At 59.5% G+C, this 21,894-nt stretch carries 14 protein-coding genes; 4 read left to right on the top strand and 10 right to left on the bottom strand.

The window, feature by feature from the left end; all coding sequences use genetic code 11:
- The first annotated feature begins 26 nt into the window (after positions 1-26).
- Entirely contained in the window at positions 27-899 is an 873-nt protein-coding gene (locus ACLE20_RS11885; RefSeq protein ID WP_410940495.1) for a polyprenyl synthetase family protein, read from the top strand.
- A gap of 65 nt (positions 900-964) precedes the next feature.
- Here the strand turns inward: ACLE20_RS11885 and ACLE20_RS11880 are convergent, their stop codons facing one another.
- From ACLE20_RS11880 to ACLE20_RS11870, 3 genes are all read right to left on the bottom strand, one after another.
- A complete protein-coding gene (locus tag ACLE20_RS11880) occupies positions 965-2,212 on the bottom strand; it encodes a glycosyltransferase (RefSeq protein ID WP_410940494.1) in 1,248 nt (415 codons plus the stop codon).
- 67 nt (positions 2,213-2,279) lie between these two features.
- Positions 2,280-2,864, bottom strand: coding sequence for a DUF2585 family protein (locus ACLE20_RS11875; RefSeq protein ID WP_410940493.1), 585 nt, complete (start codon positions 2,862-2,864; stop codon positions 2,280-2,282).
- Positions 2,865-2,925: 61 nt separating this feature from the next.
- Entirely contained in the window at positions 2,926-3,198 is a 273-nt protein-coding gene (locus tag ACLE20_RS11870; RefSeq protein WP_410940492.1) for a DUF6894 family protein, read from the bottom strand.
- A gap of 554 nt (positions 3,199-3,752) precedes the next feature.
- On the opposite strand from ACLE20_RS11870, the gene ACLE20_RS11865 reads away from it, so the two are divergent.
- Both ACLE20_RS11865 and ACLE20_RS11860 read left to right on the top strand, forming a co-directional pair.
- Positions 3,753-7,190 (top strand): PAS domain-containing protein, encoded by a 3,438-nt coding sequence (locus ACLE20_RS11865; protein WP_410940491.1) that lies wholly within the window; start codon positions 3,753-3,755, stop codon positions 7,188-7,190.
- Positions 7,191-7,216: 26 nt separating this feature from the next.
- Positions 7,217-7,558, top strand: a complete 342-nt coding sequence (locus ACLE20_RS11860) for a response regulator (protein ID WP_410940490.1) — start codon at positions 7,217-7,219, stop codon at positions 7,556-7,558.
- A 1,774-nt stretch (positions 7,559-9,332) separates the two neighbouring features.
- Here ACLE20_RS11860 and ACLE20_RS11855 read toward each other — a convergent pair.
- From ACLE20_RS11855 to ACLE20_RS11845, 3 genes are all read right to left on the bottom strand, one after another.
- Entirely contained in the window at positions 9,333-11,048 is a 1,716-nt protein-coding gene (locus ACLE20_RS11855) for a methyl-accepting chemotaxis protein (RefSeq protein WP_410940489.1), read from the bottom strand.
- A gap of 1,071 nt (positions 11,049-12,119) precedes the next feature.
- On the bottom strand, positions 12,120-14,675 hold the full coding sequence (locus tag ACLE20_RS11850; RefSeq protein ID WP_410940488.1) for a methyl-accepting chemotaxis protein: 2,556 nt from the start codon (positions 14,673-14,675) through the stop codon (positions 12,120-12,122).
- Between the two features lie 450 nt (positions 14,676-15,125).
- On the bottom strand, positions 15,126-15,881 hold the full coding sequence (locus ACLE20_RS11845; protein WP_410940487.1) for an SDR family NAD(P)-dependent oxidoreductase: 756 nt from the start codon (positions 15,879-15,881) through the stop codon (positions 15,126-15,128).
- 132 nt (positions 15,882-16,013) lie between these two features.
- Here ACLE20_RS11845 and ACLE20_RS11840 point away from each other — a divergent pair, with 132 nt between their 5' ends.
- Entirely contained in the window at positions 16,014-16,907 is an 894-nt protein-coding gene (locus ACLE20_RS11840; protein ID WP_410940486.1) for an AraC family transcriptional regulator, read from the top strand.
- A 142-nt stretch (positions 16,908-17,049) separates the two neighbouring features.
- Here ACLE20_RS11840 and ACLE20_RS11835 read toward each other — a convergent pair whose 3' ends face one another.
- The 4 genes from ACLE20_RS11835 to ACLE20_RS11820 all read right to left on the bottom strand — a co-directional run bounded on the left by ACLE20_RS11835 (position 17,050) and on the right by ACLE20_RS11820 (position 21,875).
- Complete coding sequence (locus tag ACLE20_RS11835; RefSeq protein WP_410940485.1) at positions 17,050-19,203, bottom strand: xanthine dehydrogenase family protein molybdopterin-binding subunit; 2,154 nt, start codon at positions 19,201-19,203, stop codon at positions 17,050-17,052.
- 186 nt (positions 19,204-19,389) lie between these two features.
- Positions 19,390-20,409, bottom strand: a complete 1,020-nt coding sequence (locus ACLE20_RS11830; protein WP_410940484.1) for an FAD binding domain-containing protein — start codon at positions 20,407-20,409, stop codon at positions 19,390-19,392.
- Positions 20,409-21,050 (bottom strand): (2Fe-2S)-binding protein, encoded by a 642-nt coding sequence (locus ACLE20_RS11825; RefSeq protein ID WP_410940483.1) that lies wholly within the window; start codon positions 21,048-21,050, stop codon positions 20,409-20,411. Before ACLE20_RS11825 ends, ACLE20_RS11830 begins: the two co-directional genes overlap by 1 nt.
- Before the next feature lie 66 nt (positions 21,051-21,116).
- Positions 21,117-21,875, bottom strand: coding sequence for an SDR family oxidoreductase (locus ACLE20_RS11820; RefSeq protein WP_410940482.1), 759 nt, complete (start codon positions 21,873-21,875; stop codon positions 21,117-21,119).
- Between the last annotated feature and the right edge of the window lie 19 nt (positions 21,876-21,894).

Below are 21,894 nucleotides of genomic sequence, written 5' to 3'. Positions count from 1 at the left end.
GGGTGACCACGGAACAGGACAGCCGCTTGACCTTGCAACTTTTAAAATCTGACATCGAGAAGCGGCTAGAGGCGCTTCTCGAGAGTACAGACTATACACCGCCGAATCTCGCTGCAGCGATGCGGCATGCCATGTTGAGCGGCGGCAAGCGCTTTCGTCCGCTCCTTTTCGTCTTGACGGTGCCGCAGCTGAACCATCGGAAGGCGGCGATCGATATCGGCTGCGCCGTAGAGATGGTCCATACCGCCTCGCTGATCCTCGACGACCTACCATGTATGGATGACGCTGCCCTGCGTCGTGAAAAGCCAACGACGCACATCGTCTTCGGTCAGGCGACGGCCATTCTCGCTGGAATCTCACTGCTAACGCGCGGCATCAACATACTGGCAACGGTCGAGGGCGTGTCGGGGGAGGCGCGGGCTCGCCTTGTTGCTTCACTCAGTTTAGCGGTCGGCGCCACCGGTCTTGCCGCCGGCCAAGAGGTCGATCTCAACGGAGCTTATGCACAGGATGTCGATGTCGAGCGTAAGAATTGGCTGAAGACCGGCAAGCTATTCGCGGCCATGGCGGAGATGTCCAGCATTCTCGATGTTCGGCCGGACCATCAGTCGGAAGCATTGACCGAAATGGCCTTTCATATCGGCTCCGCCTTCCAGGCTCTCGATGATCTCCTAGACGTGATCGCGCTTAAGGAGACGCTTGGCAAGGACATCGGCAAAGATCTGGGCAAGATGACAATGGTGAGCGATCGCGGCGAGGCGGCGACGCGTTGTCTCTACATATCGCATCTCGAGGCCGCCGAGCGCGCGCTCGGCAGATGCGGTGTCGAGCAAGAGTCGATCCGTCACATGCTGCGCTCCATCCACCTGCTTGTACCGCCGCAGATCAAAGCTTTCTGAGCGGAGCGAGAGACCGCCCCACGACCGCGTTCCCGGCCGGACGTTGATCGGCTGAACCGAGTGAATTACCTCGCCGCAGGCTCGCCGCAGATGGTTTCGATCAAGGACACTGCCGCCTGCAGACCGCCCGTGCCAGCGATCGTCCGTCCGACCTCCCACGCACGGGTGGCGTAAGCGGGATCACCGAGCAGACGGGTTATGGCCGCTTTCATGGCCCGCTCAGTAAGCAGATGTGGCGAGAGGCGCAGCCCTACTCCGTGATGGACGATGCGGGCGCCAAGCCCCGGCTGATCGAAAGCAATGGGTAGCGCAAGCACAGGCGTTCCGGCGCTCAGCGCATCCATGACCGTGTTGATGCCGCCATGGGTGATGCAAAGGTCCGCCCGCGCCAGAACGGCCCGTTGCGGGGCATAATCGGTGACCCAGGTCGCCCCGAGCCCTGCTTCCTGCCGCGCATTGAGGCCGCCGCAATGGGCGACGAGCATCTGAACACCGAGTGCTTGGCAGGCTTTTGCAGCCGTTCTGAAAAGCCGGTAGCGATGTCCCTGCAGGGTGCCGAGAGACATGAACACGAAAGGCCGGTTCGGATCCACTTCAATGGGAAGATCATGAAGAGGGCCTTCGTGGCGTAGCGGTCCAAGCAGATGCAGCCGGCTTTGGTTAGAACAGCGAGGAAAGTCGATACCTTCGGTCAGCTGCGCGATGGTTGCGCGATCGGACATGCAGGAGCGGAGGTCGTGACAGCGCTCCTCCAATCCGAACCGGATAGACCACCGCTTGATCATCCGCCGCTGCTCGGTCATGAGCAGACGGGACACGCGCTCACCGCCAGCATTGCGCTTTAGACCCTTTTCGCTCCGGTCATAGGGCCAAGAAAGGAAGGGGAGCGGGACACCGTCGTCTTGCTCCATAGGGACGGCACAGGCGAGCGTGATGTGCGGACAGCCGAGGTGGCGGGCAATCAGGCCGGCGGCCGGCTCCATCTGGTCTCCGACGATGGCGTCAACTCCAAGGCGGCGGAGCATTGCCGGCCCATGGCGACACAGGGCCTCCGATAAAATGACTCCATCGTGCACCGTGCGGAGGATGCCGAGCGGACCAGCCGGTCGAGCTGCGCGGGCAATGATCGCCGCGATCTGTGAATGATTGGTTCCCTCTACCGCCTCCACCGAAAGGTCGGTGCTGATCATCGGTTCAACACCACGGTTGACCACAATGCTGATGCGATGGCCACGTCGCGCCAGCGCAACAGCCAGGGTCTCGAAGACAGCGATGTGGCTCTGGTAGGGCAAGCAGAGGAGAGCGAAATGCACGATGCCACCTTCGGTTCTGGCGTATCGAAGCTCATCCGACGCGCTCCAGGCCTAGAACGGAGTTTGCCTACGGACTGACCGTCACGCGCAGAAGACGCAGAGCGCCAGCCAGGATGCTGTCACCGATGGTGAAAAAGGTGAGGCACTCAAGGCCTATGACAAGGGCAGCGGTGAGAGATTTGGCCAATCGGGCGGAGACCGAAAAGCCAATGCAGACAGCTACCGTGTCCGAAAGGGAATTGCCGATGCTGTCGCCAGAGTAGTGTAGACTGCCCCCTTCATTAGAAAAAAGCCGGACCATCAGCGGGACGTTCTCAATGATCTCCCAGATCACGCTGCTTGCGACGGCATAGCAAACCATACGGCCAAGAGGCCATCGCGGACGGACCGAAGACAGCCAGAGGAAGAGCACACAGCCAAAGACCACATGCAGGAGTGTGTAGGGATCAGCCAGCTGTTGAGAGTTGTGAACTGGATCGAGTGTGCCTTGCCAGAGCCGGATCTCGCCGCAGGAACACACCCAGTTCCGACCAAGGAGCACGAGAAAGCTCACCTGCAACAGGAGGAGGCTTCCGCAAACCAACAGGCAGAAGATGAGAGCCGCGTCAGCTTCTCTGTCACTACATGATGTCAGCTTGTTCTTGTCGTACATCCATACCCGTTAGACGATCAAAGAGCCTCTACCGCTTTCACACGATCGCTGCAGACGTTGCTCATGCAGGCCCTGATGTTGCAGGCTCCTGTAGGGATTTCATGGGGGAGCTCGCGTCCCGAAGCGGGACCTCAAGGAGCAAAGTTCCGTCCTCCGATGAGATTTCGAACCGAACATTCCCGTCCAGTTCGTCATCGACACCATCAGGCCCGGTGATCAAAAGGGCGCTGCGCAGTGCCTCCGCTCGGGCGGCTCGCAAATCCGGCAGCACGACCCCGCCGTCGTCCTCAACGACAAGATCGTTGATTCGCAAGTTGAAATAATAGGTCGGCATCAGGGTCTCCGCTCTCGCTGCTCTCAACCTGATCTGCCGATGGGAGTTCCCTCGACTCTTCGAGAAACTCTGCAATTTTCGCAGACCACACACTAGCCAGATCGCCGCCGTGCTTAGGTGGACGGCGCCGTTTGCCCTAAGCACCCGTTGGAACAATTAAGCGGCGTCGTGGCCCCAATGGTCGCCGAGCCTGGAGGCCGTTGTTGCGAATTACGAGCGGATTACTCGCTAGCTGCAACTGGCTGAAATATAGGCGGGAGTCCGCCATCGGTGCATCGTTTGTGGCATTGTCGTCAGTAGTTTTCTATGGTGTCAGCAATGCGTTGATAGATCGAATCGTTCGTCGTCGCTAACGTAACGATTGCTAGGGTGCCCTTTTGCCTGAGACACCAGAACCTGAGGCATTGTCCTCTGCATTATTGTTTTCCGGGCCTGGAGAAGTACGGGGCCTCGGCCGCGCATTGGATTGGAGTGAGACTCCGCTGGGCGCCGTTCAAGGCTGGTCGCAGAGCTTGCGATCGACCGTCCGCACGCTCCTATCGTCACAATATCCGATGGTTCTCACCTGGGGGAAGGACTTTACCCAGATCTACAATGATGCCTACTCTAAACTAATAGGCGATCGTCACCCGTCAGGTCTTGGTGGCGATATTCGCGTGACGCTTGCGGAGGCTTGGCCGACGCTCGGGCCGATGATCGAACGGGTAATGGCGACGGGCGCTGCGAACTGGACGCCAGCTTTGCCGCTTGAAATGCATCGCTCCGGTTATCGAGAAGAAGCCTATTTTTCAGTGAGCCACGCGCCAGCGGAAGACGATCTCGGCCGGATCGTCGGCATGCTCGCCGTCTGCTCAGAGGTAACCGAGCAGATCGTTGGAGAGCGGCGCCTGCGCTTGCTGCGTGAGCTTGCGGCACGTGCCGGGGATGCCGAGGAAACGTCGCAGGCAGCCGGTGATCTAGTTGCGGCGCTTTCTGAAGGTCGGTTAGATGTTCCCTTCGCATGCCTCTACCTCTACGACAGCGACGGCCTGCACCTCGCGGCGTCGTATGGTCTGTCGGCATCTGACGTGGCGTTGAAGCAAGACTGGACGAGCGTTGATGCTCCTCACTCACCCTTGGACCGCGCACTCAAGGGAGAAACCTCGCTTCTCCATCATGTGGACGGTCTAGTCTTGGCTCGCGGCGGCGCCTATGACGATCCGGTCACGGCGGCGATCTGTTTGCCTATCATCGGAGCGCATGGAGCGGTCCTTGGCGCAGTCCTTGCCGGTATCTCTCCTAACCGCGCACTGGACGACGCCTACCGTTCCTTCTACGAGCTCCTTGCTACGCAGGTGTCGGTGGCCATTCGGAACGCGCGGGCTCGCGAAGACGAGCGTCGTCGGGCAGAAGATCTCGCAGAACTGGATCGAGCGAAGACGACCTTCTTCTCCAATGTCTCGCACGAGTTTCGCACGCCGCTAACGCTGCTGCTTGGTCCGCTTGAGCGCGCGGTTTCCGATCTCCCGGAGCGGATGCCAGCTCATCGCGAAGAGCTTGAGATCGCCCATCGCAACGCTCTGCGGCTTCTGCGTTTGGTCAACACGCTGCTTGATTTTTCTCGTGTCGAAGCGAAGCGGGTCGATGCTCACATGGCACCTTGGGACCTCGCCCGGCTTACAGCAGACCTCGCGTCAACTTTCCGCTCGACGATTGAGCGGGCCGGGCTGGAGCTTGTCGTTGACACGCCGCCTCTGTCGCGACCGGTTCTCGTTGATCGAGACATGTACGAAAAGATCATCCTAAACCTTCTTTCGAACGCCTTCAAATTCACCTTGGAAGGAACGATCAAGATCCGGCTCGAAGATATCAGTGGTAGGGCCGTGTCCATTACAGTCGAAGACACTGGCGTGGGGATCCCTGCCGCTGAACGCGATCGGGTCTTCGAGCGTTTTCACCGGATCGAGGCTCAAAGCGCAAGAAGCTATGAGGGCTCTGGCATCGGGCTTGCCTTGGTTAAGCAGTTGGTGGAACTGCACTCCGGGACGATAACGGTCGAGAGCGAAGGGTCTGGTCGGGGCACGACTTTCACCGTGATCCTACCTTATGGCGACGAGACACTGGCGCCGGACACTGAAGCTATCGACCGGCCACTCGCTACGCGCTCCGAGAGCCGGGCCTATGTCGAGGAAGCTCTTCGCTGGCTTCCTGACCCTCAAGACGAGCTTGCTGTCCCGGTCCGTTCTGAGGATCAGCGGCGTGTTCTTGTCGTTGACGACAATCAGGACATGCGCGCTTATATTCAACGTCTCCTGCACAGCCGTTACAGAGTTGCCGTGGCCTCGGACGGGGAGGAAGCGCTGTCGATCATCCAAGCCTTCCGACCTGACCTAGTCCTGTGCGACATCATGATGCCGAAGATGGACGGGTTTGCCTTGCTCGCCCACCTAAGGGCGCAGGAATCGACGGCAACCTTGCCGGTCATATTCGTGTCCGCGCGTGCTGTCGAGGAGGCGCGGGTGGAGAGCCTGACTGCGGGTGCGGACGACCATATCGTCAAACCCTTCGGCGCCCAGGAGCTACTCGCCCGCATCGACGGCGCCCTGCGTCTCGCTGCCTTACGCGGCGAAGCTGCGTCGCGCCAACGCGTTCTAGAAGCTGAACTAAGTGCTGAGAAATCGGCCAGCGCGCTAGCGCGGAGCGAACAGCATCTGCAGACCCTGACTGACGCTCTGCCGGTTCTGATAGCGCATGTCGGAAAGGATCTGCACTACCGCTTCGTGAACCGCACCTACGAGTCTTGGTTTCAACGCGAGAAGGGCAGCGTGATCGGCCGATCTGTCGCTGAGGTAATTGGCGCAGAGGCTTTCGCCAAGTTCCTGCCGAGACTGGAAGCTGTGATGGCCGGCGAGCGCCTTTGTTTCGAGGAGACGGTCTGCTATCCCGGCTTGGGCATCCGCCACGTCCGCGCCGATTACATCCCCGAGAAAAACGCTGACGGCCAAGTCGAGGGGCTCTACGGGCTTGTACAGGACGTTACCGAAGAGCGAAATCAATCGCAGCGCCTGGCTGACAGCGAACGACGGGTGCGCACGGTGCTCGATGCCGTCTCGGACGGCTTTTTCGCCGTAAATGAAGACTGGCAGGTCACGCTGTTCAACAAAGCTGCCGAAAAGGCACTTGGCGCTTCAAGAGAAGCGGTTATAGGCCGGCCGCTTGCCGAGGTTGTTCCAGAGCTCCTTCGGCCACCCTATATCACACACCTCGAAGCTGTCATGACTGCTGGTGAGGAGCGTCTGTTCGAGCTGATCGATCTGTGGGGTGCTGACCAGGTCATCGAAGTTCGGCTCGCTCCAAAGGAGGGAGGTGGCATCGCGGCATCGTTCTCCGACATCACTGAGCGAAGGCTTGCCGAGCGACACCGTGAACTGCTCGTGAACGAGCTCAATCATCGTGTCAAAAACACGTTGGCAGTCGTCCAGTCGATCGCCGTTCAGTCGTTTAAAGGCGATCTCCTGTCGGCCAATGCAAAGGCTGCATTCCAAGGGCGATTGCTTGCACTCTCGCAGGCGCACAATCTTCTGACTCGGGAAAGCTGGGACTCGGCACCCCTACAGCAGCTTATCGAGATGGCCATTAACCCGTTCGGCGACGTAAGCCGCTTCGTTCTGCAAGGTCCTGCGCTTCGCATCGCTCCCAAGGCAGCAGTCAGCCTGTCGCTTGCTTTCCATGAGCTGTGCACGAACGCCGCGAAGTACGGCTCACTGAGCGTTTCCGCCGGACGAGTTCAGATCACGTGGCGCCGGGGGTGCGAGCCGGTTCCAGTGTTCCATCTCACTTGGAGGGAGGAGGATGGCCCCTCGGTTGTCCGGCCAAGCCGCACGGGCTTTGGGTCTCGCCTCGTAGAGAAGGGGCTGGCCGCCGAGCTGCGGGGAGAGGTTGTCATCGACTATCGTATGGACGGCCTCATCTGCGAGATCACAGCGCCTCTTGCGAGCATTGAAAGTCGCTGATGCTCCTAACTGGAAGACGCGTCCTTGTGGTCGAGGACGAAATGCTTATCGCAATGACACTCGAAGATGCCTTGATCGACCTCGGTCTTGAGGTAATTGGTATCGCAATGCATCTTGACGAGGCGTTGACGCTCGCCTCCACGGAGCGGATAGACGTCGCTGTGCTCGATATCAATTTGGATGGCAGGCGGTCTTATCCAGTCGCAGACAAGCTTCAAGCACGTGGCATTCCCTTCATCTTTGCATCTGGCTATGGGCACACAGAAGACAATACAACTTTCCCGGCCGCACCCACCCTCAGCAAGCCTTACAAAACAAACGATCTGGCAGAAGCGCTCGCCCGAGTTCTAACGCCGAATGAGGGGTAGTGAGCGGAGACGCCTTGCCTGAGCTGGTATGACTTGCGCTGCCGGGCATTGCTAAGGCGGAAGGAAGTGTTTCGTAAAACAAGTAATCGTCGATCTCAGTGCAATGATATCCCGGTGCTGAACGCGCGAGCCGTCATAGTGATTATAGAAGACGCCGTTCTAATACGGCTTAGGTCAGGGTTTTCGATACGACAACAGTAAGATATACTGCCCATCCACGCAAGGTGCTTTCGGAGGAGCAGGCTGATTCATCAGCCAACGATATCAGACGGTCGAGCAGCCCCTCTAGCAGCTCTTCGGAGCAAACCGTTTAATGAGCAATAAAATCTGCATCCTGAGCACATCTAGATCCTCTACGGCAGTCTGACAGAGCCCGACCCTTCAGATAGCGCTTTACAAAGCTCACCTCCCGCTTCCAGGTTAGTACGACAAGCAAATCATCGGGCCGTAAGTAAACCGAGCAGGATCTTTGCGGCATCAAATCTCAGTTTATCCTGCTGAAAGCTTTCCAAACACACGGCCGAGCGCCTTTGCCGAATGGGCAACTAAGGTTTTCAAGCCATTCGACATGCGTCAGCAGATGCGTGGCGTTATCCGTCCAGCTGAATAATCTCTCCAAAAAGCCCGTCTTCCGGCAGTAGGCCGGGTCGCCTAGAGTGTGCGGCCGAACCGCAGACGTCCCAACTTACCGCCGGTGAACTAGGGACTTCGTCCGTGGGCGAGTGTTCTGTTATCACCTTGGGCCAACATCAAGTCCTTTCGCTCGAGATCCAAGCGTAAGCTTAAGACGACATATATCCTTGAAGGAGAAGAACGAGCTCCTAGAGATTTCCTGCGATCAATTTCCAGGAGGATCGCGATGAGTGAAGAAAAGAAGGAGCGTCGTCCGCGAGGGCAAGCCGCACTCGGCGACATCGACGAGACGAGACGTGTGGTCGAGACAATGCTCAGCCACGAATAGGAACAGCGTCGAGCTAAGACGGAACGGTTGAGGCAGCTTAGGTTGACTGCAGAAAGAGGTTCTACGAATGACGCCTGACAGGACGATGCGCTTCGAGAGGAGAGGAAGCCCGCAGACACCGCTGCTGCGGGCCTCATTGCCATGACGTCAGATTGACGATACCGAGAAGGACAGTGTCCTCTGACCTCACATCCGCAAATTAGCCCCACGACCTTGCGCTTTGCTTACGGTCACCGTCCTCAGATCGGAGTGCAGGGTCATGACCGCCAGGTGAACTTGTGGTGAGGTTCTCGTTATGAAAAAACGTCCGCCTCGCCACTGGCTCTTCCAGCTTGATGCGGAAACCTTCGTCAGTTGGATGTTTCTGCAGATTATGGTTCTTCTCGCTGGAAGCTTGCTCCTAGAGGCTGACGACGCAGCTATCTGGTTACTCGGTCAAATTCTCTAGGCTATTACCTGTCCCCGCTTCAGGTTCGCTCACCTCTTGATGCTGGGCCGTAAGCGGAAATAGTTTCCGCGATGGGGCCGCAAGCAGACTGTCCGCTCTTGGAGGGCTTCTGCCGAGAAACAGACATCTTGAGGATGTGGCTGGGCAAGCCCAGACGGCGTCAATTCGTCATGTTTGGCTGTACGGCACTCCCAACACCCGGCGAACGAAAATCATTGCTGGCACGCTGGTGGCTCCGTAAGACACCTTCGTTGCGACCATCATTGATGACCCAATGCCGCCGATTGTCTCGAACTGACGGAGGTAAGCCAGCCTGCGGGAAAGGCCACCCCCGCTTCTCGATCAACTTCTAAGCGGAGTCACGCTCAGGCTGTCCTTGCCATGGGCGGCCGGCCAAGAGACATGTTCCCTCTGAGATGGCGCGAGGTGAGACCCATTGCCTCATCGCCAATATGGAAATGCTGAATAAGTTCGCGCAACCGTGCCGTTTCCTGAGCAAGGGTGGCGCTGGCCGCGTTCGTTTCTTCCACCATAGCGGCGTTCTGTTGCGTTACTTGATCCATCTGGTTGACTGCCGAATTGACCTCTGCAAGACCGGTCGCCTGCTCCCTGGCAGAGGAGGTTATCGCCTCCATATGGTCATTGACGAGCACGATGTTCTCTCTGATCATCTGGAGCGCCTGACCAGTCTCACTGACGAGCCTAACGCCGACCGTCACTTCGGACGACGAGTTGCGGATCAGCTCCTTGATCTCCTTTGCGGCCTGGGCCGAACGTTGTGCGAGTTCCCGCACTTCCTGCGCTACTACAGCAAAACCCTTGCCCGCTTCACCGGCACGCGCAGCCTCGACTCCGGCGTTGAGCGCGAGCAGATTGGTCTGGAACGCGATCTCGTCGATGACGCCAATGATGTTGGAAATCTCGTTGGAGGATGCTTCGATCCGAGACATCGCGCCTACGGCATCGGCAACGACATTACCGGAGCGCTCAGCATTCTGGCTTGCCGTCGAAGCGGCATAACGTGCTTCCTCCGCACGTTTGGAGGCGTTGGTTACGTTGACTGTAATCTGATCAAGAGCAGCCGCGGTTTCCTCCAGCGAGGCAGCCTGCTGTTCGGTTCGCTTCGAAAGATCGTCGGCGCTCTGGCTGATTTCCCGTGTTCCAGTATCGATCTGGCCTGTCGATACGGCTACCGCACCGAGCGTGCTCCGCATCTGCGCCAGAGCATCGTTCATCGATGTCCGCAAACCTTCGAAATCCGGAGCGAAGGGGGTTTCGATGCTAAACGAAAGATCGCCGCTCGCGAGCTTCTTCAGTGCCGCCGCAATCGCATCGACAGCCTGAACGCGATGGGTCACATCGGTTGCGAACTTAACGACCTTGGTGACATTTCCCTTTGAATCGAGGATCGGGTTATAGGAGGCGTTGATCACTACGGTCTTGCCATTTCTGCCGTAGCGGGTGAATTCGGCAGCCTGGACCTCGCCGCGGCGCAACGTGTCCCAAAACGCCTTGTATTCGACCGACTGAGCATAGGCCTTGTCGACTAGCATGCTGTGATTGCATCCCTTGATCTCGTCCAGGGTGTAGCCGATAGCGTTCAGGAAATTTGCATTGGCGGTGACGATCGTACCGTCGACGGTGAATTCAATAACCCCCTGCGCGCGACTGATGGCGACCATCTGCGCATGGTAGTCAAGATTCTGCAGCCGCTCTTTAGCGTCGGCCCACTCGACTGCGAAGCCAACGGATTTATCCCGCTTGAAAAGCGGAGTGACGATCAAGTCGAACGCGCGGTGACCGACCCAGATCGTCGCGCGGTGCTGCGTTTTCAGAGCAGCGAGCATGTTGCGCTGATGAAGCGGATTTTTATGGAAGATATCGATGTTGCTACCGATGAGCTTGTCGAAGTCGAAGCGTGGCAGCTCCTTCTTCAGGTCTGGCTCCGCTTGCTTCAACAAGTTCCTGACTGCATCGTTCATATAACGAATGTTGAGACCGCTATCCGCGATCATGATGTTCGCCGTAACCAAGGCCATGGCATTGCGTTGCATGTCGGATACGGCAGAAATGTTGAACATCGTGAAAACCCTATTCAGTAACAGCAAAGGGCTTCAAGCCCAAGGCCTCGCTAATGGAATTAGACTGAATGTAGATAATTAAAATTTAGATAAAATCTTGGTAGCGAAGTTAGCGATATGTATGCACGAGCTACCCTAATTTAGGCATACGCGCTATTTCTAGTCGCTCCCTCGGTCGGGGCCTGGCATCTATCTAAGAAGGTCCATCAAACGACCGACTGATGGACATCGCATATACACCTCGTCGCGGTACCGTGTCTGAGAGCATTTTGTCCAAAAACATTTCATGAAATTCAAAGACCGGGTACGACTTGAGGTAGAAAGTAGACATATTCACTGCCGATCCGGCGGCCGCATGTAAACTTTAAGCGGACCACGGGAGGACGCCGTTGCAAATGACCGACTATAAGCGTGCGCATATGCTGCTATCCCGCCCGACTGTCTGTCCGGGCGCTGCGCTCCGGCGCGTCCGGACCAACTGGAAGAGCACGAGACAGTGAGCATGCGCTACCAGAGCGTGGCCAGTTGTTCCGCTGGCCTTCCGCCTCGGCGACGAGGAAATAGAGATCTTGCCCTCCTCCGGCATCGTCGTCGACGCAAGTAAAACCGTCTTTGCGACAATTGCAGCAGGAGCAGGCACTGAAATGGCAACCCGTTTAAAGCCGAAGTTTAGGTCAAGTTTGGTTCCTTGTCCCGGTGCTAGCTGAATATGCAGTGGATGGGCACACTATCACGGCGCTCCGGCCCGAGAGCCACCTGCCCTAATCGGCCACCCGCGTCTTCCGCGACACACTGGCAAAGTTATCCTCACACTGACACTAGACATCCGCTCATGGCGCGTTCTGGTTATTCTAGCTCAGCATGAGCGACGTCCGCTTCAGGCAGAAGCCAAATCAGACTCACCGACCGAATTGGAGGCGCAAAGCGGAAATCATTTCCGTAACGGGGGCCGAGGTATGCCGGTCTTCGGCCGCGTCTCAGGGTGGCCCCGTTGCTCGCAGCTACGATCAAGGTCTTGAAGTGCCGGTTACCTCGAAACGGGCTACGATGTCACGCATCAGCTGTTTCGCCTCAGGCGGCGTTGCGGTGTCTGTCGCCGCCGATCCCGTCCGCCTGCTGGTGCGGACGTCGCTCGCCGGTCTTGAAACGAGCGATCTTCGAGGTCAGAGCCTCGACCCGCCGGCGCAACCCGTGAATCTCTGCATTGTTCTCCTCGACCATCGCCGCGTTACGCTGGGTGATCAGCTCGACCTCCTGTACGCCGCGGGTCACCTGCGTCAGCTCGGTTGACTGTTCCTCGGCGGCGGCGGAAATCTGCGCCACCAGTTTGCGCACGTCCGATATATGGGCGATGATCTGGCTAAGCGCCCCGCCGGTTTCCTCGACCAGATGAACACCGCTTTCCACCTGCGCCGAACTAGCCGAGATCAGGGTCTTGATCTCGCGGGCGGCGCTGGCGCAACGCTGCGCCAGCTCGCGGACTTCCTGAGCAACGACGGCAAATCCACGGCCCGCCTCACCCGCGCGAGCGGCCTCGACTCCCGCGTTCAAGGCCAGAAGGTTGGTCTGGAAAGCGATCTCGTCGATGACGCCGATGATCCGCGCGATATTCTCGGACGAACGGCTGATTACACCCATCGCCTCTACGGCCCGCGCGACTACCTCGCCAGAGCGGACCGCGAATGCCTCGGTCTCGTTGACCGATTTCGACGTCTGGTGCGCGCTCAAGGCCGTGCTTCTGACGATCTCGCTCAGATGGCGCAGCGCCCGCGAACTCTGTTCGAGAGCTGCGGCCTGCTGTTCGGTGCGGTGCGCCAGTTCATCAGCCGAAGTCGCCAGATTGCCGGTCCCGCCGTCGATTTCCGAGGTTGCGGAGCGAACGTCCGACAAGGTCGCGCGCAGCGCCTCGACAGCCAGATTGTAGGTACTTGCCATCTCGGCGAAGTCGTCAGGAAGTTTTTCGTCCATTAGCGTCTCGAGGTCGCCTTCGGCAAGGCTCGCCAGCACTCCGGCCAATGCGGTCAGCGCCTGACGCTGTTCTGCGGCGATACGCCCCCGCTCGGCGCTACGGCGCTCCGCTTCTGCGCTCGACAGTTCTCGCGCCGCCTTGGCCTCCTGGTCGAGCCGAATGTTTTCGAGTGCAGCGTTGCGGAAGACACTCACCGAACGTACCATTTCGCCGATCTCGTCGCCTCGCTCACGACCCTCGATCTGTACGTCGAGATCGCCGTCCGCCAGACGCTTCATCACTTCGGTGACCCGGCGAAGCGGACCGCGCAGCGTCTCCACCAACATCAGCCCCCCGGCGATCGCCAGGAGCGTTCCGAGCACCATCGCTACGACAGAGACGTTCGCCGACCATTCGCTGTCTTCCTTGCCGACCTCCTGAGCCTGGGCGACGAAGTTCTTGAGGCCGCTCATGCCCTGCTTCAGAGTTTCCGTCGCTTCGTCCCGCGCCATGTGCCAATCGCCCTCAATGGCCAGGATGGCGCGGCTCTCGGGCTCCAGGACGTTGAGCGGCTGGCCGAGCTTGCGGGCAAAGTCCTTTAGGTGCTCGTCAGAGCTGCCAAGCTCGGACACTCTGGCGGCAGCGGCCCGCAGGGCAGCGATGTCGGCGGCCACGACCTTCTGCGCCTCGGCGCTTAGCTGGCCGCGCAGCCGTTCCATGTGCAGGTTGAGCGAATCGATAAGCGTTGAGGACTGTTCCACCTGAGCCAGCAGTTCCCTTAGCGTGTTCACCTCGCCCTCGAGCCCTGCGAACCGATCGGCCGCGTCACCCGACTTCTTGACGATCTTGGCCTGAAGATCCGACTGGAAGCGCTGGAACGTGCTCATAGCCTCGCGGACCTGCTGGCCCTTCGCGGCGACGTCACCGGCAGCGGCACCAACCCGCTGAAGATCGACGGCTGCCTTGAGAATAGGATCGAGTCCTTTCATTACCTTGGCGGCCACCAGCGGCCGGACATTCTCGAATTCCTTGATCAGCGGACCGACATAGAGGGCAGCGGATTGAACCACGCCATCGTCGCTGAAACTGCCGCGAACGGCGTTCTGCATGTTAGCGATGCGGTCCAAGATCGCCTTGAAAGCGAAGGATTCCAGCACCGCCGACTTGGCGAAGCGTTCCCTGCCCTCGAACTGCTTGCGGATGTCAACGATCCGCTGCTCGATCGCTCCGCCGAGCGCGACGATCTCGGTTGTCTGGGCGCTGATCGACGCGGCGCTGGTGTCGCGTTTCTGCTTGATCGACCACAATACGTCAGCCTTCTGGTGCATCGTTTCCGCCAAGCCGTCGATTGCGGCGAGCCGTTCGCGATCGCCTGGTGACACAATCAGCGCGTCGAGGGTTGCGACGCCTTTGCCCTGCCGATCGATCGCTGCGTCGAGAGCCGCCCTGGACGCATCGTCCGGCCGGTCGGCGAATATCTGCAAGGCCGCCTGAACGTTCTCGAAATCGTCGATGTTCTCGATCGTTGCGCGGGTGACGGTCATGTGGCCGTTGAGCGTGCTCGCCGTATAATAGCCCGCCAGTCCGACACCGGCGATCAGCAGGATGAGCGGCACCACGAAGAGAAGCACTTTCGTAACAATCTTGCGGCTTTGGAGAAGACGATCGATCAGCGACATAAAACCCTCGGGGCGACGGTTGTGCCGGCTGCGCATCGGAAGATCTGCGAGCGTCGTGCAGGATCCCCCGCTTCATGCCGGGACGATGTCCGTAGCATTGGGGATATTGCGTTGAGCAAACGTTAAACGTTACCGCGTCAGGGCTCTAAAGTGAGTAGAATCTCCGACTGATGCACACGCCGGGAGAGCCTGCCAGAGACTATTGGCCGCCATCTCGATCTGACCAAGCGAAACTTCGGCATCCATTTGACGGGAGGCCTTCAAGGTTCTGTTTTCTAAGACCTTGGCAAGAGCGGTCCGACGGTGCCGGGCCGCTGAGGACTTTGGGTGCTTGGTTGTCAAACCACATCGAACCACACGATCTTTCCTTCGCTCATCCGGAAGACGGGCTTCACCGTCTTATGCTTCAGATCATGGTAGTCCCGATTGAGGGAATTGAAGCTTGCAGCTTTAGATGGTCTGGCCGCCCGAAACCTCGATTCGTTGGCCGGTGACCCACCGGTTATCCGGTCCAAGGAGGCTGGCGACCATTGGGCCGATATCGTCGGGCAGCCCGACGCGGCCGAGTGCGGTCATGTTGGCAAACGCCGTATTGTAATCCGGAATGTCGCGCACGGCACCGCCGAGGAAATCGGTCTCGATCGCACCGGGGGCAACCGTGTTGGCAGTGATACCGCGGGCACCAAGCTCTTTGGCCAGATAGACCGTCAGCACCTCGACGGCGCCCTTGGCGGCCGAGTAGGCCGAGAAACCGGGGAAGGACACGCGGGTCAGCCCGGACGAGAAGTTCACGATGCGCCCGCCGTCTGTCAGCACTGGCAGAAGCGCTTGGGTCAGGAAGAACACACCTTTCACATGAACGTTAAACAGCGTGTCGAATTGCTCCTCGGTCGTCGACGCGAAGTCCGCCATATCGCCGTGACCAGCATTGTTGACAAGATGATCCAAGGTGTCGCGGCCCCAAGTGGCAAGCAAGGCGTTGCGAAGCCTTTCCACAAAGGCGGACAGGGAAGCGACGTTTCCGGTGTCGAGTTGCAGGGCAACCGCTTTGCGACCGACCGCTTCGATCTCGGCGACGACCGCCCGCGCGTCGGCTTCGTTGCTAAGGTAGGTCAAAACGACATCGCCGCCATGACGTGCGATGCTGATCGCTGTGTTGCGGCCGAGGCCGCGGCTGCCGCCTGTGACGAGGGAAATCGTGGTCATGGGAAATCTCCGAGTTGGTTGGGCCTTCCTTTTGCCGCATCCATCTCAATCCGCGTTGCGTAATCATGCGGAAAACTTGCCTAATTATCCAATCCTGTTGGCATCATCCCTGGCAATGTCTAGGGTAGGCATATGCCTGACACTCTTCTTGACCATGCCCGCCGCTACGCTGACGTCCATGCTGACGAGAACGGCGTGGCGGCAACATCGGTGGATGGTCTCGCGGTCCTTCGCGAAACCGCACCCACCATGCTGCAATATGCCGTATCAAAGCCGTTGGTGGCTCTGGTTCTGCAAGGCGGCAAACGCGTGTCGATGGGAAGCCGGACCTTCGACTTTGGAGCCGGCGAGTCCCTCCTTATCTCCAGCGATGTCCCGACCGTCAGCCAAATCACGACCGCCAGCCCGGCATTGCCCTACTACTCACTCGTTCTCGAACTCGATCCCGCCATCATCGCAGGCCTGGTCAGCCAGATGGGATCGTCCCCTTCGGCCAAAACTGAGCCGGTGCGCGTCGATCGGACCGACGACGATCTTGCCGATGCGGCTCGCCGACTGCTCGGCTTGCTCGATAAGCCGGACAGCCTTTCAATATTGGGGCAGCAGCTTATTCATGAGATGCACTACTGGCTCCTGAAAGGGCACCATGGAAGCGCGATCAAAACGCTTGGCGTCAGCGACAGCCACGCCCGACGCATCGGCCGCGCCGTCATGCTCCTGCGATCCCACTATGCCGAGGCAATCAAGATCGAAACCTTGGCAAATGCCGCGAACATGAGCCTGTCCGCCTTTCATGAGCACTTCCGTGCCATCACTTCGTTAACGCCGCTTCAGTTCCAGAAGCAGCTACGGCTGATCGAAGCACGACGCCGCATGTTGGTGGAAGGACGAGCTGTCGCGGAGGTGGCTTATGATGTGGGCTACGAGAGCGTGCCGCAATTCACGCGAGAATATGCTCGCCTGTTCGGGCAGCCACCCGGCCGGGACATTCGCCAGGCACGTTCGCAGACGAAGGCGGCAGCCTGACATCCTTGCAGCCTTCTTGCGTTTGCTGAAGGCAGCGCACTGGGCGATGGCTCGGGAGGCGGACATTCGGGCTTCCACCACAAAGCAGAACGTCCGTCTGTTTGGGAATCGGGCACAGGCGTTCTTGCAGCTCTGGTGGATTTCACAGAAGGTCCTCAACGCGGATCGGGAGATGGCGCACGCGGACGCCTGTGGCGTGATACACGGCGTTCGCGATCGCCGACGAGGCACCGACCATAGCGCCGTTGCCGAGCCCCTTAACACCCGCTTCGTTCGTGATGAGGTCGGGCTCGTCGATCATAGCTACCTCGATGTTTCCCACATCGGCATGAACGGCAACTAGATAGTCCGCGAGATCGCAGTTCAAATATCCCCCGAAGCGGCCATCGACATGGGTTTCCTCGAGCAAGGCGCCGCCAATACCCCAGACGACGCAGCCTTGGATCTGACTGCGGGCTGTCTTCGGGCTAACCACGCGACCGCAATCGGCAACGGTGACGAAGCGCGGGACACGAATGCGACGTGTCCGTGGCTCCACTGTCACTTCGGCAAAATGCGCGACATAGCTCATGGTGGTGAACGAGGGATAGGCGGGGCCCGCGGGGGTGAAGCCTGCCTGCCGCAGGTCATCGAGAGCGGACGCGTCCTGACCGGGCGCAAGCTGCGAGATCTCAACTTCGAGGAAGGGGCGTCTGACAGCCGCAAGCTGGCGATGCGCGTTTCCTTCGATGGCGCGGCCGGCGAGCAGTTCGGTCAGCCGTTGCTGCATGCGCCGCCCTGCGACTTCACTCGCAGGCACGACGCTCGCGGTGCCCCACGATCCAGCGGTCATATGTTGTGGCGCCGCCGATGTGTCACCGATCGCGATCTCGAGGCGATCAGGATCGATGTCGATGTGTTTCAGGAGTGCCTGGACGATGGCGGTGCGCATGCCCTGCCCCATCTCGTGGCCTGAGAGCGCGATCCGTGCGCTTCCATTTGCATTGACGCGGAAGGTGACGATGTTGGGCGTCATGCTCGACGGATAGGCCCCGCAAGCGACGCCCCAGCCGATCTGCGTCCCATCGGCAGCCACCATCGACTGCGGTGCAGGCGAGCGATTGGACCAGCCGAAGCGCCGAGCCCCTTCCTCCAAGCAGCGGTTCAGAAAGCGGGAGGACAGCGGGTTGCCGCTTACAGGGTCCCGCTTCGTGTCGTGGGCAAGGCGGAAATCGAGGGGGTCTCTTCCCAGCGCGTAGGCCATCTCGTCCACAGCGCTTTCGAAGGCGAAGCACGAGGCCTGTGGATGTGGAGCCCGCATGTAACCGGGATCCTGCCGGTCGATGCGCAGGTTGGCGGCGGTACCTAGATAGTTCGGGATATCGTACAGCCGGCATGGCACTTCGTGATACTCGTTGGGAGGGAAGAACCCGTTGCGGGATTGCTCATGTTCCGCGTTGTAGTGGACTGCGATCATCCGCCCGTCGACATCAGCGCCAAGCCTGATCCGATGAACGCTCTGCGGGCGAAACGTGGCCGTGTGGAAGATCTGGCTACGCGGCGTCACGAGTTTGACGGGGCGACCAGTGATGATCGCTGCGCGGGCAACGATGGCAGATTGGCGGAGCGCAATGCCCTTCTGCCCGAAACCGCCGCCAATGGAGGGGCTTTTCACGACGACAACCGCGGGATCGATGCCCAGAGCGCCAGCAATTGCGTTTCTCGTGCCCGTCGTGTTCTGGCACCCTTCGAAGATGGTGAGTTGGCCGTCGTGCCAGACAGCGGTGGTCGACAGGAGCTCGATCGGATTATGGTGTTGAGGGGGAGACCGATAGGTCTGGTCAATGATCGTCGTGGCGGTCTGGAGAACAGACATGGCGTCGCCAGCAATAATGTCTTCGACCGGTTCCCTTACGGCGCCATCGCTGTCCATGAAGGGCACGAAGTCTCGTGCTGAGTATTCGGGTCGGATTGCTTCGGCGCCTTCGATTGCAGCTTCAATGGTCTCTGCCAGTACAAGCGCGACAGGCTGGCCACGATAGGCGATTTCCCAAGTCAGGGTTGGCGGCGGCGGGAAGCCTTCCGACTGCTCCGGCGGCGGAGGGAAATCATTTGGCGTTAAAACGCGGACGACGCCGGGCACGGCCATGGCCGTGTCTGTCGATAGTGCGGTCATCGTGCCGAGCGCGATGCGGGCCGGCACGGTCATCGCATGAAGAACACCGGCCGCGGGGATATCGGCGGCATAGATGGGTTTTCCTCGTACCTTGTCCAGGGCGTCGATCCGAGGTCGTTCCTTGAAGGGTGTGGAAGGCATAGGTTTTCCTTTCGAAAGGCTGATACAGGCATCAGGTATCGAAGACGCTTGCTCGTTCGTTGGCAGTAGTCGTCGACTCTCACAGGAGCCGGGAGGGGTGGCGAGCAGGAACTCGGCTGCAGGTACCCAGTCAGATATCTCCGACCTCCCCGATGGGGATCTGGTCGACGCTCGTGGAATTCTAAACTAAATCGCTCTACCAGCTGCGATGAGGATTGCGTCAGCCACGGTTCGCACGCCAAGCTCGATTTTGAAGCTGTTCGAGTGTCCTGGACGGGCGTCCGAAAAGGCGGCTTGGCCGGCAGCAAGCGCTAGCTGGTTCGTCAGATTCCGCCCGTTTAGTACTGCTTCGGCACCGGCCGCGCGCCACGGACGCGTCGCCACGCCGCCGAGGGCAATGTGGGCCGCATCGACTCGGTCACCGGTCATATCGAGTGCGATCGCTGCAGAGGCGAGTGCGAAGGCAAAGGAATCGCGATCCCTGATCTTGTGATAGGTCGATTTTATGCCCGCCTTGGTGCGCGGCACCGCAAGACCGATGATGATCTCGCCCGGTTGAAGCGTAAACTCGATATGCGGTGTCGTGCCCGGAAGACTGTAGAGATTCTCAACCGGCAGAGCACGCCGGCCGTTTGGACCGATGATGTCTACGACGGCATCCATGGCCACCAGCGCAACTGGCCAGTCGCCCGGCGAAACGGCGTTGCAGGCTTCGCTGGCGCCAAGGACGGACTGACTGCGGTCGAGCCCGCCGATCGCCGCACAGCCGCTGCCGGGCACGCGCTTGTTGCAAGGATAGCCCGCACTGCCACTGCTTGTTCCGCCATATCCGTTGCGAAAGTACAGGCAGCGGGTGCGTTGGAGCAGGTTGCCTCCGACGGTCGCCATGTTGCGCAACTGCTGAGACGCCGCCTTGGAGAGCGCTTGCGAGAGAACCGGATAATCGTTTTCGATGACCGGATCGACGGCAAGGTCGCTCATGCGAACATTCGCACCGAACCGGAGTACATCGCCGTCAGTGTCGATCCTGTCGAGACCATCGATTGCGGTCAGGTCGATCAGCGTGGTTGGCCGCTCGATGTCGAGTTTCATGAGATCGTAGAGGTTTGTCCCTCCAGCCACATAACGTGCACCTTCTCCGCCGCGATGGTGCGCGGCAATGGCATCGTCAATCGAGCTGGGTCTCAGGAAGGCGATCGGCTGCATCACGTCCTCCGCATCTGGACGGCTGCGTCCTGAATGGCGGCGAGGATCCCGACATAAGCGCCGCACCGACAAATATTGCCGCTCATGGACTCGCGTATCCGCTCGGCAGAGGTCGCATTTCCTTCCTGGACGCAGGCCACAGCCGCCATGATCTGCCCCGGCGTGCAGTAGCCGCATTGAAGCGCGTCATGATCGATAAAGGCCTTCTGCATCGGGTGCAGCGACCCATCATCGCTCAGACCTTCGATGGTCGTCACCGCGTGACCATCGATCTTGGCTGCGAAGGTAAGGCAGGACGCAATGCGGCGACCGTCGACCAGAACCGTACAGGCGCCACACTGTCCATGGTCGCAGCCTTTTTTGGCGCCGGTGAGGCCCAGCCTATCGCGCAACAGGTCGAGCAGGGACGTGCGAGCATCGACTTGGATGTCGAAGGCCATACCATTGATCGTCGTCTGAACGAGGCAGGTTTTCTCCGCAGAAACAGGCAGGGCGGCCTCGTCGGCGATGGTCTGAGCTTGCATTGGCTGAGCGGTATTGACGGCGACCGCCACCGCAGCACTGCCCATCATGACGTCTCGCCTGGAGATCAGAAAGCTGCTCTTCGCGGCGTCCTGATCAGGATGGGGATCTTCGCGCATTTTCGTTCCTTTCGGTAAGACCCTGGCGGCGACCGTAAGTCCTCGACATGGCCTTCACTGCCGCTGTCAAACCAGGCTGTTCATGCTTGCGAAGATCTGGCCGTAACGCCCTCCTTTCTCCGCGGTTCGCAACGCCCGCACCCGCTCCACCAGGATTTCTCCGTCCGGGTGATCTTCATGCCCGAGGAGGTCCATGACTTCGGCAATATAGTCGGCAAGTGGCATGGCGTTCGGATCGATCGCCTGCGCCGCGCCAGCCAGTTCGGTCTGCACATAGGGAGGGGCGAGTTCCAAGACTTCGATCGAGCTCGTTCGGAGCTGAACCCGAAGCGACTGCAGCCAGGAGTGCAGGAAGGCCTTGCTGGCGCAATAGGTCGGGTAAGCCGAGCGCGGCACGAAGGCCAGACCTGACGTCGTGGTGATGACGGTCGAATGTGACTGGCCGGCGAGCAGTGGCAGAAGTTCTGCGGTTACCCTCAGCACCCCAAGGATATTCGTGGATATGACCGACTCGGCGACGCCCAACCAGTCTTTGCTGCTCGACAGATCCTCTGAGCGGGAAATGCCGGCATTGTTGACAAGAACGTTAAGCGCGGGAAAGCGCTTCCTGATGTCCGCCGCAAATGCGGATATGGCCTCAGGACTGTCGACGTCCAGCGCGAAACCCTCGACACGAGGATACGCAGTTTTGATCTCGTCCAACCGCTCTCGTCGGCGGCCCGCTATGACGACCGTGTTACCTCGGCTTTCGAAAGCTTCGGCAAGGGCAAGGCCGATTCCGCTGGTGCCACCGATGATAAGAATAGTGTTGCCGGTCAGCTTCATGACGTCTCCTTCCCAGTTT

The organism is Rhizobium sp. YIM 134829 (genome assembly GCF_046546455.1).
The sequence above is the reverse complement of the archived record's forward strand: the minus strand, read 5'-3'. Positions and strand labels throughout refer to the sequence as shown.

What these genes read in the sequence shown, in the direction of transcription:
- ACLE20_RS11875 (WP_410940493.1), bottom strand. Translation starts at nt 2,864, where the DNA reads ATGTACGACAAGAACAAGCTGACATCATGTAGTGACAGAGAAGCTGAC.
- ACLE20_RS11870 (WP_410940492.1), bottom strand. Translation starts at nt 3,198, where the DNA reads ATGCCGACCTATTATTTCAACTTGCGAATCAACGATCTTGTCGTTGAG.
- ACLE20_RS11865 (WP_410940491.1), top strand. Translation starts at nt 3,753, where the DNA reads ATGGTTCTCACCTGGGGGAAGGACTTTACCCAGATCTACAATGATGCC.
- ACLE20_RS11855 (WP_410940489.1), bottom strand. Translation starts at nt 11,048, where the DNA reads ATGTTCAACATTTCTGCCGTATCCGACATGCAACGCAATGCCATGGCC.
- ACLE20_RS11850 (WP_410940488.1), bottom strand. Translation starts at nt 14,675, where the DNA reads ATGTCGCTGATCGATCGTCTTCTCCAAAGCCGCAAGATTGTTACGAAA.
- ACLE20_RS11845 (WP_410940487.1), bottom strand. Translation starts at nt 15,881, where the DNA reads ATGACCACGATTTCCCTCGTCACAGGCGGCAGCCGCGGCCTCGGCCGC.
- ACLE20_RS11840 (WP_410940486.1), top strand. Translation starts at nt 16,014, where the DNA reads ATGCCTGACACTCTTCTTGACCATGCCCGCCGCTACGCTGACGTCCAT.
- ACLE20_RS11835 (WP_410940485.1), bottom strand. Translation starts at nt 19,203, where the DNA reads ATGCCTTCCACACCCTTCAAGGAACGACCTCGGATCGACGCCCTGGAC.
- ACLE20_RS11830 (WP_410940484.1), bottom strand. Translation starts at nt 20,409, where the DNA reads ATGCAGCCGATCGCCTTCCTGAGACCCAGCTCGATTGACGATGCCATT.
- ACLE20_RS11825 (WP_410940483.1), bottom strand. Translation starts at nt 21,050, where the DNA reads ATGCGCGAAGATCCCCATCCTGATCAGGACGCCGCGAAGAGCAGCTTT.
- ACLE20_RS11820 (WP_410940482.1), bottom strand. Translation starts at nt 21,875, where the DNA reads ATGAAGCTGACCGGCAACACTATTCTTATCATCGGTGGCACCAGCGGA.